This is a genomic window from Dyella dinghuensis (assembly GCF_003977615.1).
GTDB lineage: Bacteria > Pseudomonadota > Gammaproteobacteria > Xanthomonadales > Rhodanobacteraceae > Dyella_B > Dyella_B dinghuensis.
Map to the genome: position 1 here is coordinate 435,300 of NZ_RYZR01000007.1, position 22,744 is coordinate 458,043.

The following is a 22,744-nucleotide window of genomic DNA, read 5'->3' on the forward strand; positions in this document are numbered from 1 at the left end:
TTCGACGTCGACGCGCTTAGGCGAGTTTGCGGCGTCTTGGTGTTGAAGCAGTTGCCGCGCTGTGCGGATCGAGCAAGTCGCGCGGCAGATCCTTGAACACGCCAGCAAGCTGTTTCAGAAAGCCGCTCATGGCCGAACTCTTTCGCCACACCATCGCGATACGGCGGCTGGGTGCGTGCCCGCTGAATTCCACCAGCTGCAGATTGGGCGCTTGTGCAACGGGCGGCTTCACAGCCAGCGTCGGTAGCAACGTAATGCCCACGTTTGACGCCACCATCTGGCGCAAGGTTTCCAGACTGGTCGCGCGAAAACCGCTCTTCTCGCCCGCGCCGGCCATATGGCAAACCTCCAACGCTTGATCGCGCAGGCAGTGGCCATCTTCCAGCAGCAGCAAACTCTGATCGGAAAGATCGGCGAGCTTCAGGGCAGGGTGCTTGGCTAGCGGGTGCGATTGCGGCACGGCAAGCAGGAACGGCTCCTCGAACAGGAATTCGGTGTGCAGGCTGTCGTCGTGAATCGGTAGCGCAAGAATGCCGACATCGAGTTTGCCTTCGCGCAGGCGATGCAGCACCGTCTCCGTTTTTTCCTCGACCAGCAAAAGTTCGAGCCGCGGGAAACGTTCGCGCACCATCGGTATGACGTGCGGCAATAAATAGGGCCCAAGCGTGGGAAAGATGCCCAGACGCACCGTGCCCGATTCCGGATCGATCGTGCGCCGTGCAACGCCCTTGATCTGCTCGACCTCGTTCAGCACATCGCGTGCGCGATTGGCGATATCGCGGCCTACATCCGTCAGCAACACCTTGCGCGGCGTGCGCTCCACCAGGGACACACCCAGTTCGTCTTCAAGCTTCTTGATCTGCGTGGACAGGGTGGGCTGGCTGACGAAGCACGCCTCGGCGGCTCGGCCAAAGTGCCGATGCTCAGCCAGGGCTACCAGGTAATGAAGGTCGCGCAGGTTCATGGATGATCCGATTATAGGCGCCGTCTATGAACATTATGATAATAATCGATTTGAACAATGCAAGAAGAGCCTCTATCTTTGGTCGGGTTAGCGCCGCAGGCAGCGGCGTGACCTTCCCGAAAGCCTTCAAAAACAGGATCAACTACATGCTGACCATCGGCGACAAGTTTCCGCAGTTCAACGTTCCGGCCACCGTTTCGATCGAGAGCCTCGATAAGGCTTTCCAGAACATCGACAACACCACGTACAAGGGCAAGTGGCTGTGCGTGTTCTTCTACCCGAAGGACTTCACCTTCGTTTGCCCGACCGAAATCAAGGGTTTCAGCGATGTGAACCAGCAGTTCGCCGACCGCGATTGCCAGGTGCTGGCTGCCAGCACGGACTCCGAATTCGTCCATCTGGCATGGCGCAAGGATCACAAGGATCTGCGCGATCTGAAGTTCCCGATGCTGGCCGACATCAAGAAAGACCTCACCACGGCGCTGGGCATCCTGACCGAAGACGGCGTCGCTCAGCGCGCCACGTTCCTCGTCGATCCGGAAGGCATCATCCGTTTCGTTTACGTGACCGACGGTTCCGTCGGCCGCAACCCGGCTGAAGTGCTGCGCGTTCTGGACGCACTGCAGACCGACGAACTGTGCCCCTGCAACTGGAGCCAAGGCGAAGACACCCTCAAGGTCGCCTGATTCCAGTACTTGCACTCCGCGCCGCTCACCCCCTCCCCCATCGGAGCGCGCGGAGTCATCCTGGCGGCGAAGTCCGCTTCGCCGCCTTTTTTTATTCTGCTGATGCATTGAGTCCGCGCATGGACTGCGTGCTCGTGCGTCCTCCATTCGAAGAGATGTCCCATGAGCCTTGCCGACCTGAAAGCCCAATTGCCCGATTACGCGAAGGACCTGCGCCTGAATCTCGACTCCGTGTTGAGCGAAGGTGGTGCGCCGGGTTTGACGAACAAGCAGATTTTCGTGATCGCGCTCGCGTCGGCGATTGCCTCGCGCTACAAGCCGCTGACGGCAGCCATCGCAGAAGAAGCGGCGAAGCACGCTAGTGCGGAAGAACTCAACGGTGCTCGCGTCGCCGCGGCGATCATGGGCATGAACAACATCTACTATCGCTTTCTGCATCTGGTTGAAGAGCCCGAGTACGGCACGCTGCGCGCCGGTTTGCGCATGAATGCGATGACGAATCCGGGTGGCGACAAGATCGATTTCGAACTTGCATCGCTGGCGGTCTCTGCGGTGAACGGTTGCGGGAAATGTCTGGAATCGCATGAGAAGACGCTACGCAAACATGGGTTGTCGGCGCAGCCGATCCAGAGTGCTGCGCGCATTGCCGCGGTGATTCACGCAGTGGCAGTTGCAATCGAACAGGCCGACGTTGCCGGTTGAAACACGCAACGACACGCTAAACAAAAACCCCGGCACATGTACCGGGGTTTTTTTTGCAACGTACAAACACCGATTACTGGTTGTAGTCAGCCAACACCGAGATGTTGTTGAAGCTGCCTTGTGGCGCAGTGACAAGGATGTAGTACGTGGTCGCTTGCGGTTGCGGAATAACCACCGCTTCGCTGGTGCCCGGTTTGATCGAGCTGAAATCGGCATTGCTGCCGTTTGCGGACGGAGCACTGCCAGCCTTTACATACAAACCTACGTTGCCCGAACCGCCCAGCGTGCGGATGTTCAACGTGGTGGCGCCTGCGGGAACAACAATCGAGTACAGGTTGCCGGTGCTCGTGGAGTTCTGACCTGACAACAACACGCCCTTGGTCAACGGGGTGGCATCGTCGCCTGGGCTCGGCGGCGGGTTGTCATTGTTCAAAGCCAGATTAACTGCAGCATTCGCATCGACGATGCCGGCCCCGATCGGGTGATCCTCGGTGACGGGAAATGCACGAGCCGACTTCACCAGCACATTGGTCATATCGGCTGGAGACAGTGCCGGCAGACCGGCTTCCTTCAATGCACCTACGACTAGCGCTACCGTGCCAGCAACGTGCGGGGATGCCTGCGAGGTGCCCGCCATGCCGCCATAAGCCTCAGTCGGATCGGCAGGATAAGTGGGCGTCGTTGTACCTTCATTGATGGCCTGCCAGACGAAGCCGTTGTCGACTTCGGTGCCCGACGACGCATCGTTCGCATAGATGCCGCCACCCGGCGCTGAAATCGTCACGCCCTTGCCGTAGTTGGAGTAGAACGCGCGCTTGCCCGTGATGCCGTTGGACGCCACGGCGACAACGCCCGGACAGCTTGCCGGCGTGAAGTTGGAAACATCCGCCGTGCTGTTACCGGCAGCGACTACTACCGTGGTGCCGCGGCTGATCGCATCCTTGATCGCGGTGTATTCGGGCACGCTGGCGTCGCACGTTCCCTGGCCGCCTAGACTCATGTTGATGACCTGCGCGGGTTGCGCGAGATCCGGCACGCCGTCGATGTGACCGCCGGATGCCCATTCGATCGCATCGGAAATGTCGGAATCGTAGCCGCCACAATGGCCCAGCACGCGTACTGGCAACACCTTGGCGTTGTACGCAACGCCGGCCATGCCCAAACCATTGTTCGTGAGTTCCGCGACTTCGCCTGACACCACCGTACCGTGCCAGCTGCTCGGTTCACCGTCGTTGGGATTGTTCGACCCGTAGCACTCCTGCAGATAGGGCTGCGTATTGTCCCAGTCGCCAAGATCCCAGCCGCCAGGGACGCGATCGTCCGTCGTGCGGCCAGAGACGAACGAATCGGTGATGAAGTCATATCCGATATTGTTGGTGGCGAGCGAGTAGTCCAGATCCGGGTGCTGCGTAATGCCGGTGTCAATGACGGCAACCGTCACGCCACTACCGTCGGCGATGTCCCATGCGTTGTTGACGTCGGCGCCACCAGTCGCATTGAAGAAATTCCACTGGTATTGCTGGTAGTAGGGATCATTGGGCGTGAATGCCTGGGGTTGCGCCGCAGCCAGCATCGTCGCCTGCAACGAAGCCGGTGCAGCGAAGTCCTTCACCGCATACCGCTTGTAGTCGCGCTGCACGGAAGCAACCGCCGGATCGGCTGCAAGCTGCGCGACGAGTGCATCCGCTTCACTTTGACTGAGCTTGCGCGAGGTGCGCACCAGATCCGAACCCACCGCAAGTTTGCGCTTGTACGACACCGACAGCGATGCCGTGGTGGCGCCCGTGGACGACTTCGTTGCACGGTCCAGTCCCGCACGGCTGACGGCGGCTTTCACGTTTTGCAGCACGGCGTCTTTGTTGCTGCGCTCGGTCGAGCCGTTTTTATAGGTGATGATGAAGCGATCGAAGCTCTGCTCACCCGCCTGGCCCACGCCAATAAATCGGGGAGAAGATTTAGATAGGTCCGCAGCGTGAAGGGCCGGAATGGCCAACACCATAGCGGCAGCGAGCGCGCCGATTCGAAAAGAGTGAAGTGACTTCATATATGAGTCCTTGAAGTGAGGCCCGGGGCTGTCCGCGCCCCGGGTGGAAGGGCGAACGATGTGCATCGTCCTGTTCTCGCCATGCCGCGAACGGCATGGCGATGTGCAAAGCGCCTCTTGCGAGAAGAGGACGCGATTCGTTACCAGCCGAAGCTGACGCCGACCGTGCCGCTGGATTCACCGCCGCCAGAGATCGAGCCGCCGATCAGCACGGCACCGTTATCCGAAATGCGATGAGCGAGGCCGACAGCCAACGCTGCCTGACCGGCATAAGTACCGGCCGCCGCACTGACGCGGTTGTCGGTGCCCGGCGCCGCAGCGATGGCGCCGGCCATGCCGGCCATGGCCGTGCCCATGGCGCCAACGCGATTCAAGCGAGTGTTGACGGTATGGAACTGGTTGTTCACCTGATCGCGGAACGCATTGAAGTTATCGCTGCTGACGAGGCCAGCGGTCTTCTGATCGGTGTAGGCATTGGCGTTGCTCAGCGTTTCTGCACTACTCGCATCGGTATACGCGTTTGCAGCGGTGACCGCGGTTTGTGTAGCAGCCGTCACTTGACCGACGTTGGCAGCATCGGTCGCATTGACACCCGTCGCTACATTGGTGATTTGACGTTCCGCACCAACGCTACCCACCGATACGGTGTTGGCCTGATCGGCGACCGATCCTGCACCGATGGCAACAGCGTTCGATGCAGTGACCTGGCTGCCTTGACCAACGGCGGTACCGGACGATGCGGTGACATTGCTGCCTGCACCCACTGCCGTGGCATTCGAAGCAGTACCGGTGACTTGTGCGTTCGTGCCCGCGATGGTGTTTGTATCGGTCGTGCTTGCAGCCAGTGTTGTAGTGGTGCCTGTCGTATTGTTGTTTGCGGGTGGTACAGGCGTGCTGGTGCCGAGGCTGCTTACCTGAGTTTCGAGACTTCCGACGCGTCCATTCAACGAATTGATGCTGTTGAGTGCGCCCGTCATCGCACCATCCAACGCACTGAATGCACTACTCACGTTGTTGAACATATTGCCCTGGATGCTGAACTGCGGCAGGCCCATCATGCCGTTGGCGTCCATGGCGACATTGCCGCCAATGACCGAGGCCAGTGATTTGTACTGGCTCACGTTCACCGCATCGTTGTTGTTCAGGCCGGCTGCCAGGTTGGACAGTGTCGTTCCGCTCTTACCGCCAAACGTGATCGAGCCTTGACTGCTGCCCGCGTCGTAAGTGATGGCCGAAAGAGTGTTGCCGTTGGCATCCACCAAACCCGTTTGCTTGAGCTGAGCAACGTTGACCGCATCGGTATCCTGGGTGCCGGCTGCAACATTGGTGATCTGACGTTCGCCACCCACGCGGCCGACGGAGACCGAGTTGTCGCGATCGGCAAAGCTACCATTGCCAAGTGCCACACTGTTGTAGCCCATGCTCATGCTGTTCGCACCCAACGCCATGCTGGCATTGCCTGCGGCGGTGGCATTGAAGCCGAGCGCAGCGCTCTGCACGCCGTTTGCGGTGCTCGATGCACCCATGGCCACCGATCCGTCGGCAGTTGCTTTGGCGTTAGCGCCGCTAGCTACCGATTGCGTGCCGCTGGCCTTGGCGTCGTCGGTGCCATCGTTTTTGCCGTTGGCCTTGAAGTAGCGATTGGTTTGAGCTCCCGCATTCGCGACTGAATCCAACTGCGACTTGTTCACCGCATCGGTGGCTTGCGTACCCGCAGCGACGTTGGTGACCTGACGCTCGTTGCCGGCTGAACCCACCGAGATCGTGTTGTCGCGATCGGCGACGGACGATGCGCCCAAGGCTACGGCGTTGTTGCCCGTGACAGAGCTCATCGTGCCGATAGCAACGCTTGAGTCGGTGATGCCATTGAGGCCTGCACCTGCACCGACTGCCACCGAACGTGAGCCCGGCGAACGCGAGGCGATGCCAACAGCCACGCTTTCGTCTCCCGCTGCGATGGCATTGCCGCCCAGCGCCACGGATCCCACGCCAGTTGCCAAGGTTTGGCCGTTCACGCCAAACGGCTGGCCGTTGTCAAAGGTGGCGAAACCGCCAATGGCGGTAGCGAAATTCTGCGTAGCGTAGGCGCTGGTGCCGATTGCGATGGCATTTTGGGTATTGCCGAATACGGATGCGGAGGTGCCTATGGCCACGCCATTGGAGGCATTTGCGCCGACACTCGCAATCGTGCCCATGGCAACGCTGTTTTGCGCATTCGCGCCAACCGTGGCGAACTGGCCAAGACCCATGCTGAAGTTGCCGCCGTCCTTGACGGTCGCACCATTCAAGGCCATCGAACCTGTACCGTTGGCCGTCGTGTTGGCACCAATGGCCATGGCAGCTTGTGCATTGGCTTGCGCATTGTTGCCAATGGCTGCGCTCGAATCGCTCAGGGCGGTGCTGCTGTAGCCCATGGCAATACTGTTCGCGCCGATCGCATTGGCGCCACTACCGAATGCGGAAGCACCATCGCTCATCGCGAAGCTGCCCGAGCCTGCGGCCGTACTGTTCTGACCCGCAGCAATGGCATCGTCGTTACCCTGACCGGTAGCGGCGAAGTAATGGCTGGCTGAGCTGGTGCTACTGGTCACCGCATCCAACTGCGACTTGTTCACCGCATCGGTGGCTTGTGTGCCAGCGGCCACGTTGGTGATTTGACGTTCTGCGCCAGCGCTACCGACGGAAACAGTGTCGTCGCGGTCGGACACGGAGCGTGCACCCAGTGCCACCGAGTTGGTGGATGTGGCCTGTGCGGCATAGCCCAGAGCGGTGCTCGCATTGGACTGAGCTTCGGCTTGACTGCCCAGAGCGACACTGCCGCCAGCATATGCACCGCTTTGAGCACCGATAGATATGCTGGCGTTCCCTGAGGCATAACTGTTGTGACCCTCTGCAACACTATTGTTGCCGGTGGCCCAACTGTTGTTGCCAATGGCGACGCTGCTGTTGCCGAAAGCAAACGTGTTGGTGCCGATAGCGATGCTGTTGGTGGCGTACGCGTAGCTACCGAAACCGCTGGCGATGCTGGCGTCGCCTTGCGCGTAGCTGTTCGCGCCGCTAGCGACTGCTTTGCGTCCATCTGCCTGCGCATCATCGCTGCCATCGCCGCGACCATTAGCAGCGAAGTAATGGCTCGCGGCATTAACGCTACCAGCCAAACCATCCAGCTGCGATTTGTTCACCGCATCCGTTGCTTGTGTGCCAGCCGCTACGTTGGTGATCTGACGTTCGGCGCCCGCACTACCTATCGAGACGGTGTTGTCACGATCGGCAACGGAGTTGGCGCCAAGGGCCACGCTGTTATTCGCGATCGCGGCGCTGCCATAGCCGATGGCACTGCTGAAGCTACCAATCGCATTGGCACCGCTACCGAACGCCGAGGCGCCATCACCCATCGCAAAGCTGCCCGAACCTGCAGCGGTGCTGTATTGACCGGACGCTATGGCGTCATCATTGCCTTGACCGTTGGCGGCGAAGTAGTGGTTAGCGTCGAGTGCATCGAGCTGCGCCTTGTTCACCGCATCGGTGTCTTGTGTGCCGGCTGCCACGTTGGTGATTTGTCGTTCATTGCCAACGCTGCCTACCGAAACGCTGTTGTCGCGATCGGCATAAGCATTTGCACCCAGCGCCACGCTGTTAACGCCGTCCGCCCAGGAACCTTCACCGATTGCGCTGGACATATCGGCGTTGGCCACCGCCGTCGAACCGATCGATGTCGAGCCATCTCCGAAGGCCTTGGCCCAGGAGCCATAGGCCGTCGATTGAATGCCGCTGGCGGTGGAGATCATGCCGGCCGCCGTGCTCGCATCGCCCGTGGCCCAGGCTCCGCTGCCAAGTGCAGTCGAACCGTCACTGCTGGCTGTAGCGGTTCGTCCGAGCCAAATAGTCCCCTCAATGGGATCAATGGCGAATGCGGCGCCACCCATAGCGGTGCTGTAGTTACCGGTTGCGGCTGCACCAATGCCACTGGCCAGCGAAAACACACCCGATGCATTGCTGAGATAGCCCACCGCGGTAGCGTCTATGCCAGCTGACGCCTTTGCACCAATGGCTGAAGCACCTAGCCCAGACGCCGACGCATCGTAGCCCGTTGCGATCGCGTAGTCGCCTTGCGCAATCGCACCGCTGCCAAGCGCCGCGCTACCTTCGCCACTGGTTTGGCTATTGGCGCCAAATGCTGAGCTGTAATCGCCGAGCGCGACACTTCCATAACCGGAAGCAAGACTGTACTGACCGATTGCATTCGCTCCGCTACCGAATGCCGACGCACCATCGCTCATCGCAAAGCTGCCCGAACCCGCAGCAGTGCTGTATTGACCCGCAGCAATGGCGTCGTCGTTGCCTTGGCCATTGGCCGCGAAATAGTGAGAAGCGTCACCAACGGCGCTGGCCAAGTCATCAAGCTGCGACTTGTTCACTGCGTCTGTACCTTGCGTGCCGGCAGCAACGTTGGTGACCTGACGTTCGTGACCTACGCGGCCTACCGATACCGAGTTGGCACGATTGGCGATGGAGTTTGCGCCCACCGCGACGCTGCCCAGAGTAAGCGCTTGTGCGTTGTAACCCAGCGCTGTGGCATTGCGCGCCTGCGCGTAGCTGTCGTTACCGAGTGCGGTGGCGTTGATGCCGTTAGCGAAGGCTTCGTTACCAACCGCGGTCGAACCGTTGCTCCATGCAAAAGAATTCGTGCCGACGGCCGTGGTGTAGTCCCCGTAGGCAAAGCTATCCGCACCCAATGCGGTAGCGCCACTCCCATTGGCCCAGGCATAGGTGCCTTGAGCCAACGACTGAATGCCGTCGGCTTCAGCGCCAAAACCCGTGGCAGTGCTGTAGTCGCCAGTAGCCGTGCTGTATGCACCGGCTGCCGTCGCGTACGAGCCCGTTGCGCTGGCATCATCGCTGCCATCATTGGCGCCGTTGGCCTTGAAGTAATGCTGAGCATCGCTCACGCTGCTGGCCAAGCCATCTAACTGTGATTTGTTGACGGCATCAGTCGCCTGCGTGCCCGCTGCGACGTTGGTGATCTGACGTTCCGCGCCGTTAGTGCCTACCGAGACAGTGTTGTCGCGATCGGCGACAGAGTTGGAGCCTAGCGCCACGCTGTTGTTAGCGATGGCAGCACTGCCGTAGCCCACCGCACTGCTGAAGTTGCCAATCGCATTCGCGCCACTGCCAAAGGCCGATGCGCCGTCGCCCATCGCGAAGCTGCCCGAGCCGGCGGCTGTACCGTAATCGCTGCTGGCGATGGCGTCGTCGTTGCCTTGACCGTTGGCGGCGAAATAGTGAGCGGCGTCGTCAACGCTGTTCGTCAAATCATCCAGCTGCGATTTGTTCACCGCATCCGTAGCCAGCGTGCCGGCAGCCACGTTGGTGATCTGACGTTCCTGACCTACACGGCCTACCGATACAGCGTTGGCACGGTTCGCGACAGAGTTGGCACCCAGTGCAACGCTGCCTGCGGTGAGCGCTTGCGCGTTGTAGCCCAGTGCCATGGCATTGCGCGTCAGCGCGAAGCTGTCCGTGCCCAGTGCCGTGGAATTGGCGCCATTGGCGAAGGAAAGACTGCCGACTGCCGTGGCGTTTTGACCGTACGCGAAGGACTCTGCACCAACGGCTGTCGTATCGTCACCCGAAGCAAGACTGGATGTGCCCAACGCCGTAGCGCTATTCCCTTGAGCCCACGCATAAGAACCTTGTGCTAGAGATTCGCTGCCATCGGCCTCAGCACCAACACCGGTAGCAGTGCTGTAGCTGCCATTGGCAGTGCTGTATGCGCCCGCTGCCGTCGCGTACGTGCCCGTTGCATTGGCATCGTCGCTGCCATCGCGGGCGCCATTGGCTTTGAAGTAATGCTGCGCATCGCTCACGCTGCTGGCCACGGTGTCCAACTGCGACTTGTTGACCGCGTCGTGGGCATCGATGCCGTCGGCAACATTCGTGACACGGCGCTCGTTGCCTGCGCTACCCACGGAGACGACGTTATCGACATCGGCAACCGATCCGTTGCCAAGCGCCACGCTGTTGTCGCCCGATGCGACGCTGTCTTGCCCAAGCGCGATGCTGCTGATGCCAGAGGCAAAAGCGTCATGCCCAATCGCGACGCTGTTGCCGCCGCGTGCGGTCGACATATAACCCAGTGCCGTCGAGTAATCGCCCATCGCCAACGAACGATTGCCCAACGCGGTGCTGTAGTTGCCCAGTGCCGACGCGAGCGAACCGCAGGCGAACGCGTCGCTCAGTGCAGAAGGCTGATTGGCGGGAGCAAACGAACCCGAACACACATCGGCGCGCGCAGACTTTGGCGCCAACGCCATAGCCAGCATGATGGCGGCAGAAATGCCGACGAGCCGAAGGCTGGAGCGTTGTTGTTTGCGGCTGTCGACGACAGCGTCGCTGCTGGCCAATTCCGACGCCACCACGACAGCGCCTAGCGATGCGTTCCAGACTTTGCTGTAGATCCTGTTCATGCTTGCTATTTCCTCCATGCGGATAAGGAATGCAGGACGCGCACGGCAACGCATGCGTGCGTCGAGGCAATGGAAGCCGGAAAGGAGTTCCCCTCGATCCTGCTATTCGTGTATGGCCGCTGCCGATGGTCTGTTTGTGTCGAGCCTGGGCAGGTGGCGCATAGCGAGCATCACGATTCGCGGAAAGAACTGTCACGCACGGAAAACCACGAAAATTCACCTCTTTCACACTTACTCACGTTTCCTCACACACGCGTCAGCGATGCCTGTCGCAGGAAACATGCGGCGTTGCAGCCTTACGAATGCGTATGGTGTGTGGATCGATGACGGGCGCATGGTCCGCACGTCCGGCGATGAAGTGCGGTGAATGACCGTAGCGAGGTGCGTTGTTATCCGACGGCCATTGTCGGCTTATGCCATGCGTCACCTGGCAGCATGTAGCCCTTGTTGCGCACGGTGAGCAGCGGCAGCATTTCCTTGGTCTGCGTATGCACTTTTCGGCGAAGCCGATGGATGATCATCTCGAGGCTATGCGGATCGGAGTCGTAGCGGTTGTGGTTCAACGCCTGAATCAGGGATTCGCGCGATACCGGCTCGTCGCTTGCGCTCGTCAGCGTTGTCAGCACGCATTGCTCGATAGCGGTAAGCGCAACGATCTTCCCGCGTGGCGATACGAGCCGCCACCCGTCGGCCTCCAATCGCCAACGAGGTGTGGGCGCTTGATCGGCAACCATGCCTTGCGGAAACGGTGCCATGCGGCGTGCAAGGCTGTGCAGCGCAGCGGCGAGTACGTCCAGGTCGATAGGTTTTATCAGGTAACCGTCGGCGCCGCTGTGCAAGGCCTGGATTTGATGTTGCCGATCCGTCGATCCGGTCAGCATGACGATGCCGATGTCGGACATCGTGCGCAGATGCCGCGCGACAGTAAGGCCGTCCTCATCAGGAAGACCGATGTCCAGAACCACCATGTCGAATTGCTGCGACAACATATGGCGGTAAAGATCGGCCGCCGAGGCGGCGCCTTGTGTGCTGAACCCGTAGTCGCTCAGTGCGGGCAACAAAATTTCTTCGCGCAATGCGTCGTCGTCTTCGAGTACGGCGACGCGAATCGGTGGTGTAGACACGTATCCGGCCAAATGCCGGTGACCCCTCATTGACATGTCGCGCTCATCCCTTAGCTTTCCCTGGTACTAGCTTAGGGAGCGGGCGCCGCTTACATCAGAGGACTATGCCTTTTGGCACTGTGGCAGAGTACCTACACCGCCTAGCGTGAACGCTTTTCGTTGCCGTAGGAAGCCACCATGCACCGTTTCGCTCGTCCATTTGCCTTGACCGTCCTTGCCATGTGTTGTGGCGCAGCATTAGCGTCCACGCCGGCCGATCAGGCGCCGCATGGGACGCTGCCGCGCTGGGCGGTGCCGGAGTCTTACCAGCTGTCGTTCAAGGTCGATCCGAAGCAGCAGGATTATTCGGGCACGACCACGATCAAGGTCGACTTGAAGCAAGCCGCCGATCATCTGTGGTTGGACGGACGCGATCTGAATGTGAGCAAGGTGACGATCACCGACGCGAGCGGCACTGCGCATGATGGCAAATACGTGGCCGTCGCACCGAACGAAGGTGTGTCGCGCATCGATTTCGGCAGTACGCTGAAACCGCAGCAGCTCACGCTCACGATCGAATACACCGCACCGCTCAATCAGCAATTGCAGGGTCTGTACAAAGTCAGTCACGCCGGTGTGCCGTATGCGATGACGCAGATGGAACCGATCAGCGCGCGCTACGCGTTCCCCGGTTTCGACGAGCCCGGTTTCAAGACACCGTATGACATCAGCCTGACCATTCCGTCGGATGTCACCGCTGTCGCCAATACCAAGCAGACGGGTGAAGCCGCTGCTGGCGCTGGTTGGAAGACGCTGACCTTCGCAAAAACGCAGCCGCTTCCTACCTATCTTGTGGCGTTCGCAGTCGGTCCGTGGGATATCGTCAATGGTCCCGATATTTCGCCCGATGATTACCGCACTGACGTGCTGCCGTTGCGTGGCATTGCTGCGCATGGCGAAGGCCATCGCATGCAGCATGTGCTGAGCGAAACGCCGAGCATCATCCACACGCTGGAAAACTACTACGGCTTCGGTTATCCGTTCGGCAAACTCGATCTGCTTGCCGCGCCGGATTTCTCGGCAGGTGCGATGGAGAATCCGGGCCTCGTTACATTCCGCGACTGGCTGTTGCTGCTCGATCCGGATTCGCCGGCGAAATACGTGCGCGGTTCGTTCAACGTCACAGCGCATGAGCTTGCGCACCAGTGGACCGGCGACACCGTCACGCTTGCCTGGTGGAACGACATCTGGCTCAACGAAGCGTTCGCGACGTGGATGCAGCAAAAAGTCACCATGAAGGTGCATCCGGAATACCGCGCCGACCTCGATCGCATTCACGGCGCCGAAGGTGCCATGCAGAACGACAGCCTGACGTCGGCACGCCAGATTCGCCAGCCGATCACGGGCAACGGCGATATCGAAACCGCATTCGACGGCATTACCTATCAGAAGGGTGCCGCCGTCATCGGCATGTTCGAAGGTTATGTCGGTGAAGACACTTTCCAGAAGGGCATGCGTGCATATATCCAGGCGCACAAGTTCGGCAACGCCAAGGCGGATGATCTGGTCGGTGCGATCGCGACCGCTGCAAATCAGGGCGAAACGTTCAAGCACGCCTTCAACAGTTTCCTCGACCAGTCCGGCGTGCCTTACGTGCAGGCACAGCTGGATCAGAAGAACGGCAAGACCATTCTTCACCTGACGCAGAGTCGTTACCTGCCGACCGGCAGCACCGGCAATGCGAATCGCGTCTGGGGTATTCCGGTTTGCGTGCGTTACGCCACGAGCGATGGCACCAAACAAAGCTGCGAGCTGCTCGACAAAGCCACCGCCAGCATGGTGCTTACTGATGCCAGCACGCCGACCTGGGTGATGCCCAACGCGAACGCACGCGGTTACTACCGCTTCAGCCTGAGCAAGAAAGACTGGGCCAATCTCACGCAGCACGTTGCAGCGTTGAGCGACACCGAACAACTGGCTTACGCAGACAGCATCGATGCCGGTTTCCGTCACGGCGACTTGAATGCCGGCGACGTCATGACCGCATTGAAACCGCTCACCAGTGTGGCGACGCGCGAAGTGGCCGTGGCACCGCTGGAAACGATCGAGTGGATCTACAGCAACGAAGCGACGACCGATGCGCAACGCGCCAAAGTCGAAGCATGGGTAAAAGACGCCTACCTGCCGCGCATGGAGCAGTTGGGTTATCAGCGCAAGTCCGGCGAACCGGAAGGCGATTCACTGCTGCGCAGTGCGCTGGCCGAAGTGCTTGCGCTCGACTTCAAGTTGCCGGAAGTGCGCACGGCGTTGCTCAAGCAGGGTGATGCAGCGCTGGCGAAGAAGGCCGATGGCCATCTCAATCTGACTGCTGCCGATCCCGATCTGCTTGGCGTAGCGCTGGCCGTTGCGGTGCAGGAACGTGGCGAACCGGCACTCGACGCGCTGATTGCCGAATTGCCGCAGACCACCGATCCGGCACTGCGCAACGCCATGCTGCAGGGCTTGAGTGCCACCGATACGCCTGCGCTCGCCGACAAGGCCCGTGACTTTGCCTTGACCAAGCAGGTGAAAGTGGGCGAGATGGCCGCGATCCTGCGCGGTGGCCACGACACACCGGCGGCACGCGACGCGCTGTGGAACTGGTTCACCGGTCACTATGACCAGGTGATTGCGCGCACGGGCAGCTTCGCTGGCGGACGTCTGCCTTCGCTCGTCGGCGGCGACGGTTGCTCGAAGGCGGAAGCGGATCGTCTGCAGGCCTACTTCGAGCCGCGCCTGAAGGACGTGACCGGTGCCGATCGCGGTCTGGCGCAAACCCGCGAGCAGACGCTGCTGTGCACGGCGCTGAAAGCCAAGCAGGATCCTTCGAAGATCTAAGCCTAAGCATCTCTTATCGACAGCTGCCGGGTAGTGCGAACTACCCGGCTTTTTTTGTGTCCGCCGCAGCCTGGAAAGGGCCGGCCTTTCCGCGCCATCGATTCCCTCTAAACTGGCTCGAACGCCACCGAGGGGGAGAGCCGCATGCGTCGATGGATAGGGATGTTCGGTCTGCTGTGGATGGTCGCTCCGTTATTTGCGCAGGAGATTCCGCCTGCGTTGCACGATTGGCAGGATTGGGTGCTGCACGATGTGCCCGAGCATGCCTGTCCGTTCCTGGCCAATCGCACGCCGGGTGTCGGCAATTACCAATGCATCTGGCCGGGCCGTCTTGGTCTGGAAGCCAACAAAGATGGCGGTCGCTTCAGCCTGAGCGTGCACGTCGATGCGGCAGGCTGGGTGAGTGTGCCGGGCGATGAACATAGCTGGCCGCAGCAAGTCTCCGTCAATGACAAAGCCGTGCCCGTGCTGTCGCAGCAAGGCCATCCCGCGTTATGGCTGGAGCCTGGCGATTACACCGTGCGTGGCGTGCTGCCGTGGGAGGCGCGCCCGGCGCGTTTGAGTGTGCCCAACAGCATCGGGCTGGTGTCGCTCAGCCTCGACGGGCAGCCGGTCGATCGCGTCGAACGAAACGGCGACCAGCTCACGCTTGGCGAAGCCGCTGCGGCGCAACGTCAGGCCGATGCGCTTTCCGTGCGCGTCTACCGGCATCTTTCCGATGGCATGCCGGCCATGCTCGATACGCAATTGCAGTTGAATGTCACCGGCAGCTCCCGCGAGCTGGTGCTTGGGCCTGCATTGCCGAAAGGATTTGTCGCCACCGCGCTCACCAGCGATTTGCCCGCGCAACTGGACAGCGATGGACGGCTGCGCGTGCAGTTGCGCCCGGGCTCCTGGACGTTGCAGCTCGCCGCACGCGGTGTCGATACCTTGCAACAGGTAACGCTTACGCTGCCGCCCGAGCCGTGGCCGCGTCAGGAAATCTGGAGCTATTCGGATGATCCCGGGCTGCGCAGTACGCACGTCGATGGCCACGCTACCGATGCCGCACAAGCGGATGTGCCGGAAGACTGGACCAGCTTGCCAGCCTATGCCCTCGATGCCGGCAACGGCCTGACGGTGGAGCAGGGCACGCGCGGCAATGAAGGTGGTGCGGCAGACCACCTTCAGTTGCAGCGTGACATGTGGGTGGATTTCGATGGCGAAGGCTTAAGCATCAGCGATCATCTGACCGGCAAGCTGCAGCGTACGCAGCGGCTTGATGTGGACAGCCCCTGGCAGTTGCAGCGCGTATCGCAAGGCGACGATCCACTGCTCGTTACGCAAACCGGCAACGGCCGCAGTGGCGTGGAATTGCGCGGGACGGATCTGGACCTGCAGGCGGGGTTGCGTATTGCCGATCGCAGCGGCGCGTTGCCTAGCACGGGATGGCAGGCATCGCTGGAAAGCATCGATGCGACGTTGCATCTTCCTTACGGCTATCGGCTGATCGGCGCGAGCGGTGTCGATCGTTCGCCGGATTCATGGATCGCGCAATGGAGTTTGCTGGATCTGTTTGTCGTTGCGTTGATTGCACTGCTGGCGGGACGTTTGTTGGGATGGCGCTGGGCACTCGTTGCGATTGTTTTCCTCGCGCTCTCGCAACATGAGGGTGGAGCGCCGCGCTGGACGCTGGGTTTGGCGCTTGCGTTCGCGCTGTTGAAAAAGGCGTTGCCGCAAGGCCGACTGGAACGTGCGGCGCACCTCGCTGCCGGAACTGCGCTGGCATTGGCCGTGCTGTGGACGTTGCCCTTTGCATTGACGCAATTGCAGAGCGCTTTGCATCCGCAATTGGAAGCGCGTGGTGGTGCAACGCTTCTCGATCAAGTACAAGCCGTCAAGCCAATGCGAGCCGACAAGGTGGTCGAAAACAGGGCATATAGGCAGGCGCCTCCATCGCCTCCCGCTGTAGAGGAACAAGCCGCTTACGCGCCCGCCCCAGCACCTGCTGCGCCAGCTCCCCGTGTCCAGGAATCATCGTCGAGTGTCGTAGCCAGTGGAGGCGCTCCGAAACTCTTTTCTGTGGCTGTTACGGGTAGCCAGATTACCGGTGCGATGTATGCCGACGAGACGGACAACCACAGCGTGATTCAAGCAGGTGCCGGCGAACCGGCGTGGGATGTGGACAACAACTATCGGCTCGGTTGGTCGGGCCCGGTTACGCCGCAACAAACCATGCGGCTGGTGATTGCGCCCGCGTGGCTGGTGCGTTGGTTGCGCGTGATCATGCTGGGCTTACTGGTCGTGTTGCTCGCGCGCATGGTCCAAATCCTGATCAAACCGTTGTATCCATCCTGGCGTAGCTGGTGGCCGGCCCGCGCCACCGCGGCGTTGCTGATCGTGGTGTGCTTGCCGCACATGGCCCACGCACAGTCGACACCGAACCAAAATGTGTTGAATCAACTGCAGGCGCGACTGACCGAAGCGCCCAAATGCGCGCCCGATTGTGCCGTCGTTGCAGCTGCAACGGTGCAGGCCAAAGACGATCAGGTCACGCTCGATATGGAAGTGCACGTAGGTGCGCCGGTCGCATTGCCGATGCCGCAAACGGATGGCGGTATGCAGCTGGTCGGCGTGAGTGTGGATAACAACGCCAATGCCTCGATCGGCAGAAACGAAGAACAGCTTGTGGTGCGGCTTGTCCCGGGTATCCATCATGTTGATCTGAGTTATCGCGTCAAACCAGTCGACAGCACGACGTTGAACTTCACCTTGCATCCGCAGTGGATATCGTTCAGCGGACAAGGCTGGTCGCTCGATGGGGTCGACGCCGGGCGCATGCTCGGCGACAGCGTTACGTTCAATCGTCTCAAGGTGGCCGAGGATGGCAAGCAGGCACCTTTGCCGCAACAGACGTTTCCGCCTTATGTGCGCGTCACGCGTGACCTGGGTCTCGGTGTTGACTGGATGGTCGTCAATACGGTCGAGCGCATCGCACCGAGCGACGGCGGGTTCACGCTAGACGTGCCGTTGCTTCCCGGCGAACATCCGCTGGGTGACAACGCACGTGTACAGAATGGCCGTATCAGCGTCACATTCAATGCGGGACAAAACAGCGTCACGTGGACCAGCCGGCTTGATCAAGTCGAAAGCTTGCAACTGAAGGCCCCGCAGCTCGATGAGCGCGCGGAGATATGGCAATTGCACGCCGGCAAGATATGGCATGTCGAGACAAACGGCGTGCCGCTCAGCGGTAGCAGCGATGGCTTGCGTTTTGAGCCGCTGCCGGGTGAAACGTTGTCGCTTGCCATAACGCGTCCCAAACCGATGGAAGGCGACAGCCTTGCGTTTGATGACGTGAGTGCAAGCAGCAGCGTTGGTGATCGTGCGACCGAGACGTCGCTTGAACTGGTGGCACGCAGTACACGCGGCGGCGAGCATGCCATCGCGTTGCCGCCAGACGCGGAACTGCTGGATGCCATGCGCGACAACGTTTCCCTCAGCATTGCCGTCAAGGATGGCAAACTCAGCTTGCCGCTATTGCCCGGCAAACATAACTACGTGCTCCATGTACGCGAGCCACGCGGCGCGAGCCTGCGTTCGATCACGCCCGCCTACGCCTTTGCCGCACCTTCGGCCAATATCTCCCTGGAGCTGAAATTGCCGGAAGATCGCTGGGTGCTCTGGACCTGGGGGCCACGCATGGGACCCGCCGTGCTGTATTGGGCGCAATTGATTGTGCTATTGCTGGCCGCTTGGCTTTTGTCCCGCTATGCACCGACACCGCTGCGCTTGCGCCATTGGTTGCTGCTCGGTTTGGGTTTTTCCGCCTTCGCGTGGAGTGCGTTTGCGTTTGTCGTGGTGTGGTTGATTCTGCTTGGCCTGCGCGCACGCTACGAAGCATCATGGACCAAGTTGGGCAATCGCCGCTTCAATCTTTTGCAAGCAGGTCTCGCGGTCGTGACCGCGCTTGCGCTATGCATGCTCGTGTCGGCAGTACCTACGGGACTGTTGGGGCTGCCAGACATGCATGTCACTGGGAACAATTCCACCGCATGGGATTTGAGCTGGTTCGCCGACCAGGCCAAGGATGCGCTGCCGGAAGCGGGCGTGTTCAGCGTATCGCTCTGGTTCTATAAGATCGCCATGTTGGCGTGGGCATTGTGGCTGGCCAACGCACTGATCGGCTGGTTACGCTGGGGCTTCGACGCGTGGACGCGCGGCGGGTATTGGCGCAGGCCCGAACCGAAGTCTGTGGCACCGGCAAAACCTGCGTCGAACGAGAGCACATTGGGTGATGCCTAAGGTACGTGAAGCATTGATGGTGGCCACACAGCAGCTCGGCGATCGCGTCGACGCCGAGGTGCTGCTGGTCCATGCGCTGAAGAAACCTCGCAGTTGGTTGATCGCTCATGCCGACGACGCTCTTTCGGTGGCGGATGCGTCGGCGTACAACGCGCTCGTCGAAAGGCGCGCGAACGGTGAACCCGTTGCGTACATCACAGGGCAGCGGGGTTTCTGGTCGCTGGACCTTGAAGTAACGCCAGCGACATTGATCCCGCGGCCGGAAACAGAATTACTTGTTGAACTGGCGCTCGAGCGCTTGCCACCTGACGAACCAGCACGTGTTCTCGATCTCGGTACGGGGAGCGGCGCCATTGCATTGGCGATAGCCAGCGAGCGACCTCAAGTTCAGGTCACAGCAACAGATGCAAGTCAGGATGCACTTGTCGTGGCGCAACGCAATGCGCGTCGCCACAACATCGCGAACACAGACTTTCTGCATGGTGATTGGTACGCGCCGTTAAACGAGCAGCGCTTCGACGTTATCGTTTCCAATCCCCCCTATATAGAGAACGACGATCCGCACCTAAAGCAAGGGGATCTGCGTTACGAACCCATCAGTGCATTGGCGTCAGGTGTGGATGGGCTTGACGATATTCGGCGCATCGCACGCGAAGCGCCTGCGCATCTTGCACAAGGTGGCTGGCTGATGTTCGAGCACGGCTGGAATCAAGGTCACGCTGCGCGCTTGTTGTTGGGCGGCTTAGGTTTTGTCGACGTCTTCACGGCGCAGGATATGGAGCAACGCGATCGGGTGACTGCGGGCAAATTTATTAGTTAGCGCGTTAGCATTTTTGATGCAGCTGTCAGCACCCGGAACAGTAGGCGTGCCCGTCAACGTGCCATTCTTATGCGAATACGAAGCTCCTCTCATCAAGAGGAGCTTCGTTGCATCAATGTCCCGTGCCGCTCAATTTTGATGGCGGCTTGATCGCGTAAAGCAGCGCAGGCAGAAAGACAAAGGTGGCCAGCAATACCGCCACCAGACTGACCAACAGCATGCGTCCCATGCTTGCCATGCCCAGATCATGCGAAAGTGCGAGCGAGCCGAATGCAGTGCCCGTGGTGAGCGCGGAGAACAGCACGGCACGCGCTGATGCGGAGCTGACGAAGCGGCGCATACCTGCACGCCAGTTCATTACGAAGTACACATTGAACGAGACGCCTACGCCAAGCAGCAGCGGCAGCGAAATGATGTTGGCGTAGTTCACGGCCATGCCCATCGAGCGCGCAAGCAACGCCGTAAGCAGTGCGGACATGCCCAGCGTCAACAGCACGAGGCCAACATCGCGCAGACGGCGAATTGCGATCAGCAACACGATGGCAATGGCGATCGTGGCAAGCACGGCAGCTTGCTGGAACGCGCGCATGATCGTGTCGGCAGAGGCAATCGTCGTGACCGCGGGGCCGCCTGCATCCGGCGCGATGCGCTGCACGGCTTCGACGAAGCGGCGCAATCCTGCCGTGTCTTCTTCCTTGACCGTGGGCGATACCTGGATACGGACGTCGCCGTTTGGACTCACCCAATCGCGCTTGATCGACTCCGGTAGCGTTTGCAGCGTCACCGGCTTGGCATCCAGCGCGTCGCGCAAGCTGTCGAGCTGATTGGGAAGGAAGCGGCTGACTGCCGCGTTCATCGCCATCAGGCGATCATCGGACACTTTGGATAGCTTTTGTAATGCCGCATCGATACCGCGCAGGGGCGAATCGGGTGGCATCTCGGCATCCGCCTGAACGATGGCATCGTGCGTGTCAGCAATTTCTGCGCGCAGTGCGGCCGCGGTCAGCGGTGGTGCAGAGGGGTCAACGTTGAGCGACGGCAACATCAATACCTGCGCCTGATCGAGCTGATCGAGCGAGGCTTGCTGATCCGGCGGCACGAAGGTCGCTGCCGAAATCACGGTGGAAACTTCCGGCAGCTTATCCAGCTTGTCACTCAACTCGCGCGCGGTTTTCAGGTCCGGCACCATGATGTTGATGTTGAACGGGTTGGTGACTGGATTGTCGGCCAGGCTGCGCAGCGTGCGCATCGGCTCCGAATTCGGATCCTGCGTATTCAGCGGATTCGCATCGAACGGCAATCGCACCGCGCATACCAGGCCGATCAGCCCCAGCACCGCAAAGACCATCAGCACGGGCTTGTTGTGATCGTGTAGCCACGAATCCAGGCTCGGGCCGAACGGCAACGCCATTTCCTTGCTCTGGCGCTTGGGCTTCATCAGGATCAGCAACGAAGGCAGCAGCGTGAGCGTGCAAACCAGTGCAATGCCCATGCCTACGCCAGCAATGGTGCCAAGTTCCGCAACGCCGACGAAGCTGGTCGGAGAGAAGGCAAGAAAGCCGCAAGCTGTCGCTGCTGCGGCAACGGCGATCTGCACACCCGACACGCGCGCGCCTGATGCAAGCGCCTGGGTGATTTCCGGATGACGCATGCGCTCATCGCGCAAGCGCACGGCGAACTGAATCCCGAAATCCACGGCCAGACCGATAAACAACACCGCAAACGCAACCGAGATAACGTTCAACGTACCGACGGCGAGCGCGGCAAAGCCGATGGTCAATGCAAAGCCGATCAGCAGCGTGATCAGAATCGGAATGATGCGGCGGAACGAATGCATCGCCAGATACAGCCACAAGGCGAGCAGCAACAGACTGACGACGGTGCTCAGCACGATACCTTTTGTCAGCGCGCCGAACTGCACATCGGCCAGGGCAACGGAGCCTGTGTAGTCGATACGTACACGGCCGCTCTTCACGTCGGGCAAACTGTCGCGAATACGTTCGAGTGCCTTGGTGGCTGCGCGGCCGGGTTGCAGTGAACCGTCTTCCAGCACCGGGTGGCTCAGCACCATGCGCACGTTGCCCGCTTGCTGCGTGACATCCGAGCCCAGCAGGTTCTGCCACGAGAGCGGAGTGGGATGCCCGTCGGCGGCGTCGTTGAGCACCGTCTGTAGCTGATCGAGCGCTGGTTTGTAGGGACTCAGGTCGGCGTGCTGAATGCGTACGCCGGCCGCCATTAGCGAAACGCCGTTGAGCAATCCGCGCGCCGAAGGATCGGAAGCGAGCGGCCCCAGCAGCGGTTGAGCATTCATCAGCGAATTGAGCAGCTTGCTCAGATCATCCGGACCAAGGAGCAGCAGACCTTCGTGACGGAAGAAGGGGTCGGCGTCGGGCCGGTAGACATCGATGAAGTGCTTTTTGTCCGCTTCCATCGCCTTGGCGAGTTGCGCCGCGGTTTCGTCGGATTCCTCCGGTGTTGCACCGCGCACCACGGCGACGAGCACATTGTTGAATTGCGGAAACTCGCGATCGAACGCCATCGCGTGTTGACGCCACGGCAGTGTGCTGGCGAAGAGGTTGTCCGTGTTGGTATCCACGCTGAGGCGATCAGCGGCGATCCACACGCTGACTCCCGCCAGTGCGAAGAAGAAAATGACGACAAAGACGGCGTAGCGCCGGCAGAAGTCGACAACGCGGACAATAAACTCAGTCACGGGCCACACGGCTCCTTACTAGGTGGCAAAACAGTTGTTGCATGGGCGCGTTGTCTCGCGTGAGTCAAACGCATGCAACCCTCA

At 60.5% G+C, this 22,744-nt stretch carries 10 protein-coding genes; 5 read left to right on the top strand and 5 right to left on the bottom strand.

Going from position 1 to position 22,744, the window contains the following annotated elements; translation table 11 throughout:
- Positions 1-16: 16 nt before the first annotated feature.
- Positions 17-964, bottom strand: a complete 948-nt coding sequence (gene oxyR / locus EKH79_RS15725) for a DNA-binding transcriptional regulator OxyR (RefSeq protein ID WP_126674769.1) — start codon at positions 962-964, stop codon at positions 17-19.
- A 146-nt stretch (positions 965-1,110) separates the two neighbouring features.
- Between oxyR and EKH79_RS15730 the strand changes: the two genes are divergently transcribed.
- Both EKH79_RS15730 and ahpD read left to right on the top strand, forming a co-directional pair.
- Complete coding sequence (locus tag EKH79_RS15730) at positions 1,111-1,650, top strand: peroxiredoxin (RefSeq protein WP_126674770.1); 540 nt, start codon at positions 1,111-1,113, stop codon at positions 1,648-1,650.
- 162 nt (positions 1,651-1,812) lie between these two features.
- Positions 1,813-2,352, top strand: a complete 540-nt coding sequence (ahpD, locus tag EKH79_RS15735; RefSeq protein ID WP_126674771.1) for an alkylhydroperoxidase, AhpD family — start codon at positions 1,813-1,815, stop codon at positions 2,350-2,352.
- A 73-nt stretch (positions 2,353-2,425) separates the two neighbouring features.
- Here the strand turns inward: ahpD and EKH79_RS15740 are convergent, their stop codons facing one another.
- The 3 genes from EKH79_RS15740 to EKH79_RS15750 all read right to left on the bottom strand — a co-directional run bounded on the left by EKH79_RS15740 (position 2,426) and on the right by EKH79_RS15750 (position 11,987).
- Complete coding sequence (locus EKH79_RS15740; RefSeq protein WP_126674772.1) at positions 2,426-4,396, bottom strand: S8 family serine peptidase; 1,971 nt, start codon at positions 4,394-4,396, stop codon at positions 2,426-2,428.
- A 140-nt stretch (positions 4,397-4,536) separates the two neighbouring features.
- Entirely contained in the window at positions 4,537-10,863 is a 6,327-nt protein-coding gene (locus tag EKH79_RS18965) for an ESPR-type extended signal peptide-containing protein (protein ID WP_199754354.1), read from the bottom strand.
- Between the two features lie 389 nt (positions 10,864-11,252).
- A complete protein-coding gene (locus tag EKH79_RS15750) occupies positions 11,253-11,987 on the bottom strand; it encodes a response regulator transcription factor (RefSeq protein ID WP_233590355.1) in 735 nt (244 codons plus the stop codon).
- Positions 11,988-12,164: 177 nt separating this feature from the next.
- Here EKH79_RS15750 and EKH79_RS15755 point away from each other — a divergent pair, with 177 nt between their 5' ends.
- The 3 genes from EKH79_RS15755 to prmC all read left to right on the top strand — a co-directional run bounded on the left by EKH79_RS15755 (position 12,165) and on the right by prmC (position 19,947).
- Positions 12,165-14,843: a M1 family metallopeptidase gene (locus EKH79_RS15755; RefSeq protein WP_126674774.1), complete on the top strand. Its 2,679-nt coding sequence runs from the start codon at positions 12,165-12,167 to the stop codon at positions 14,841-14,843.
- Positions 14,844-14,987: 144 nt separating this feature from the next.
- Entirely contained in the window at positions 14,988-19,127 is a 4,140-nt protein-coding gene (locus EKH79_RS15760; protein WP_126674775.1) for a DUF2339 domain-containing protein, read from the top strand.
- Positions 19,120-19,947 carry a peptide chain release factor N(5)-glutamine methyltransferase gene (gene prmC, locus EKH79_RS15765; protein ID WP_126674776.1) on the top strand — a complete coding sequence of 276 codons (828 nt, stop codon included), beginning with the start codon at positions 19,120-19,122 and terminating at the stop codon, positions 19,945-19,947. The genes EKH79_RS15760 and prmC overlap by 8 nt, the downstream gene beginning before the upstream one ends.
- Positions 19,948-20,059: 112 nt before the next feature.
- On the opposite strand, the gene EKH79_RS15770 is transcribed toward prmC, so the two are convergent.
- Positions 20,060-22,660 (bottom strand): MMPL family transporter, encoded by a 2,601-nt coding sequence (locus EKH79_RS15770; protein WP_126674777.1) that lies wholly within the window; start codon positions 22,658-22,660, stop codon positions 20,060-20,062.
- Between the last annotated feature and the right edge of the window lie 84 nt (positions 22,661-22,744).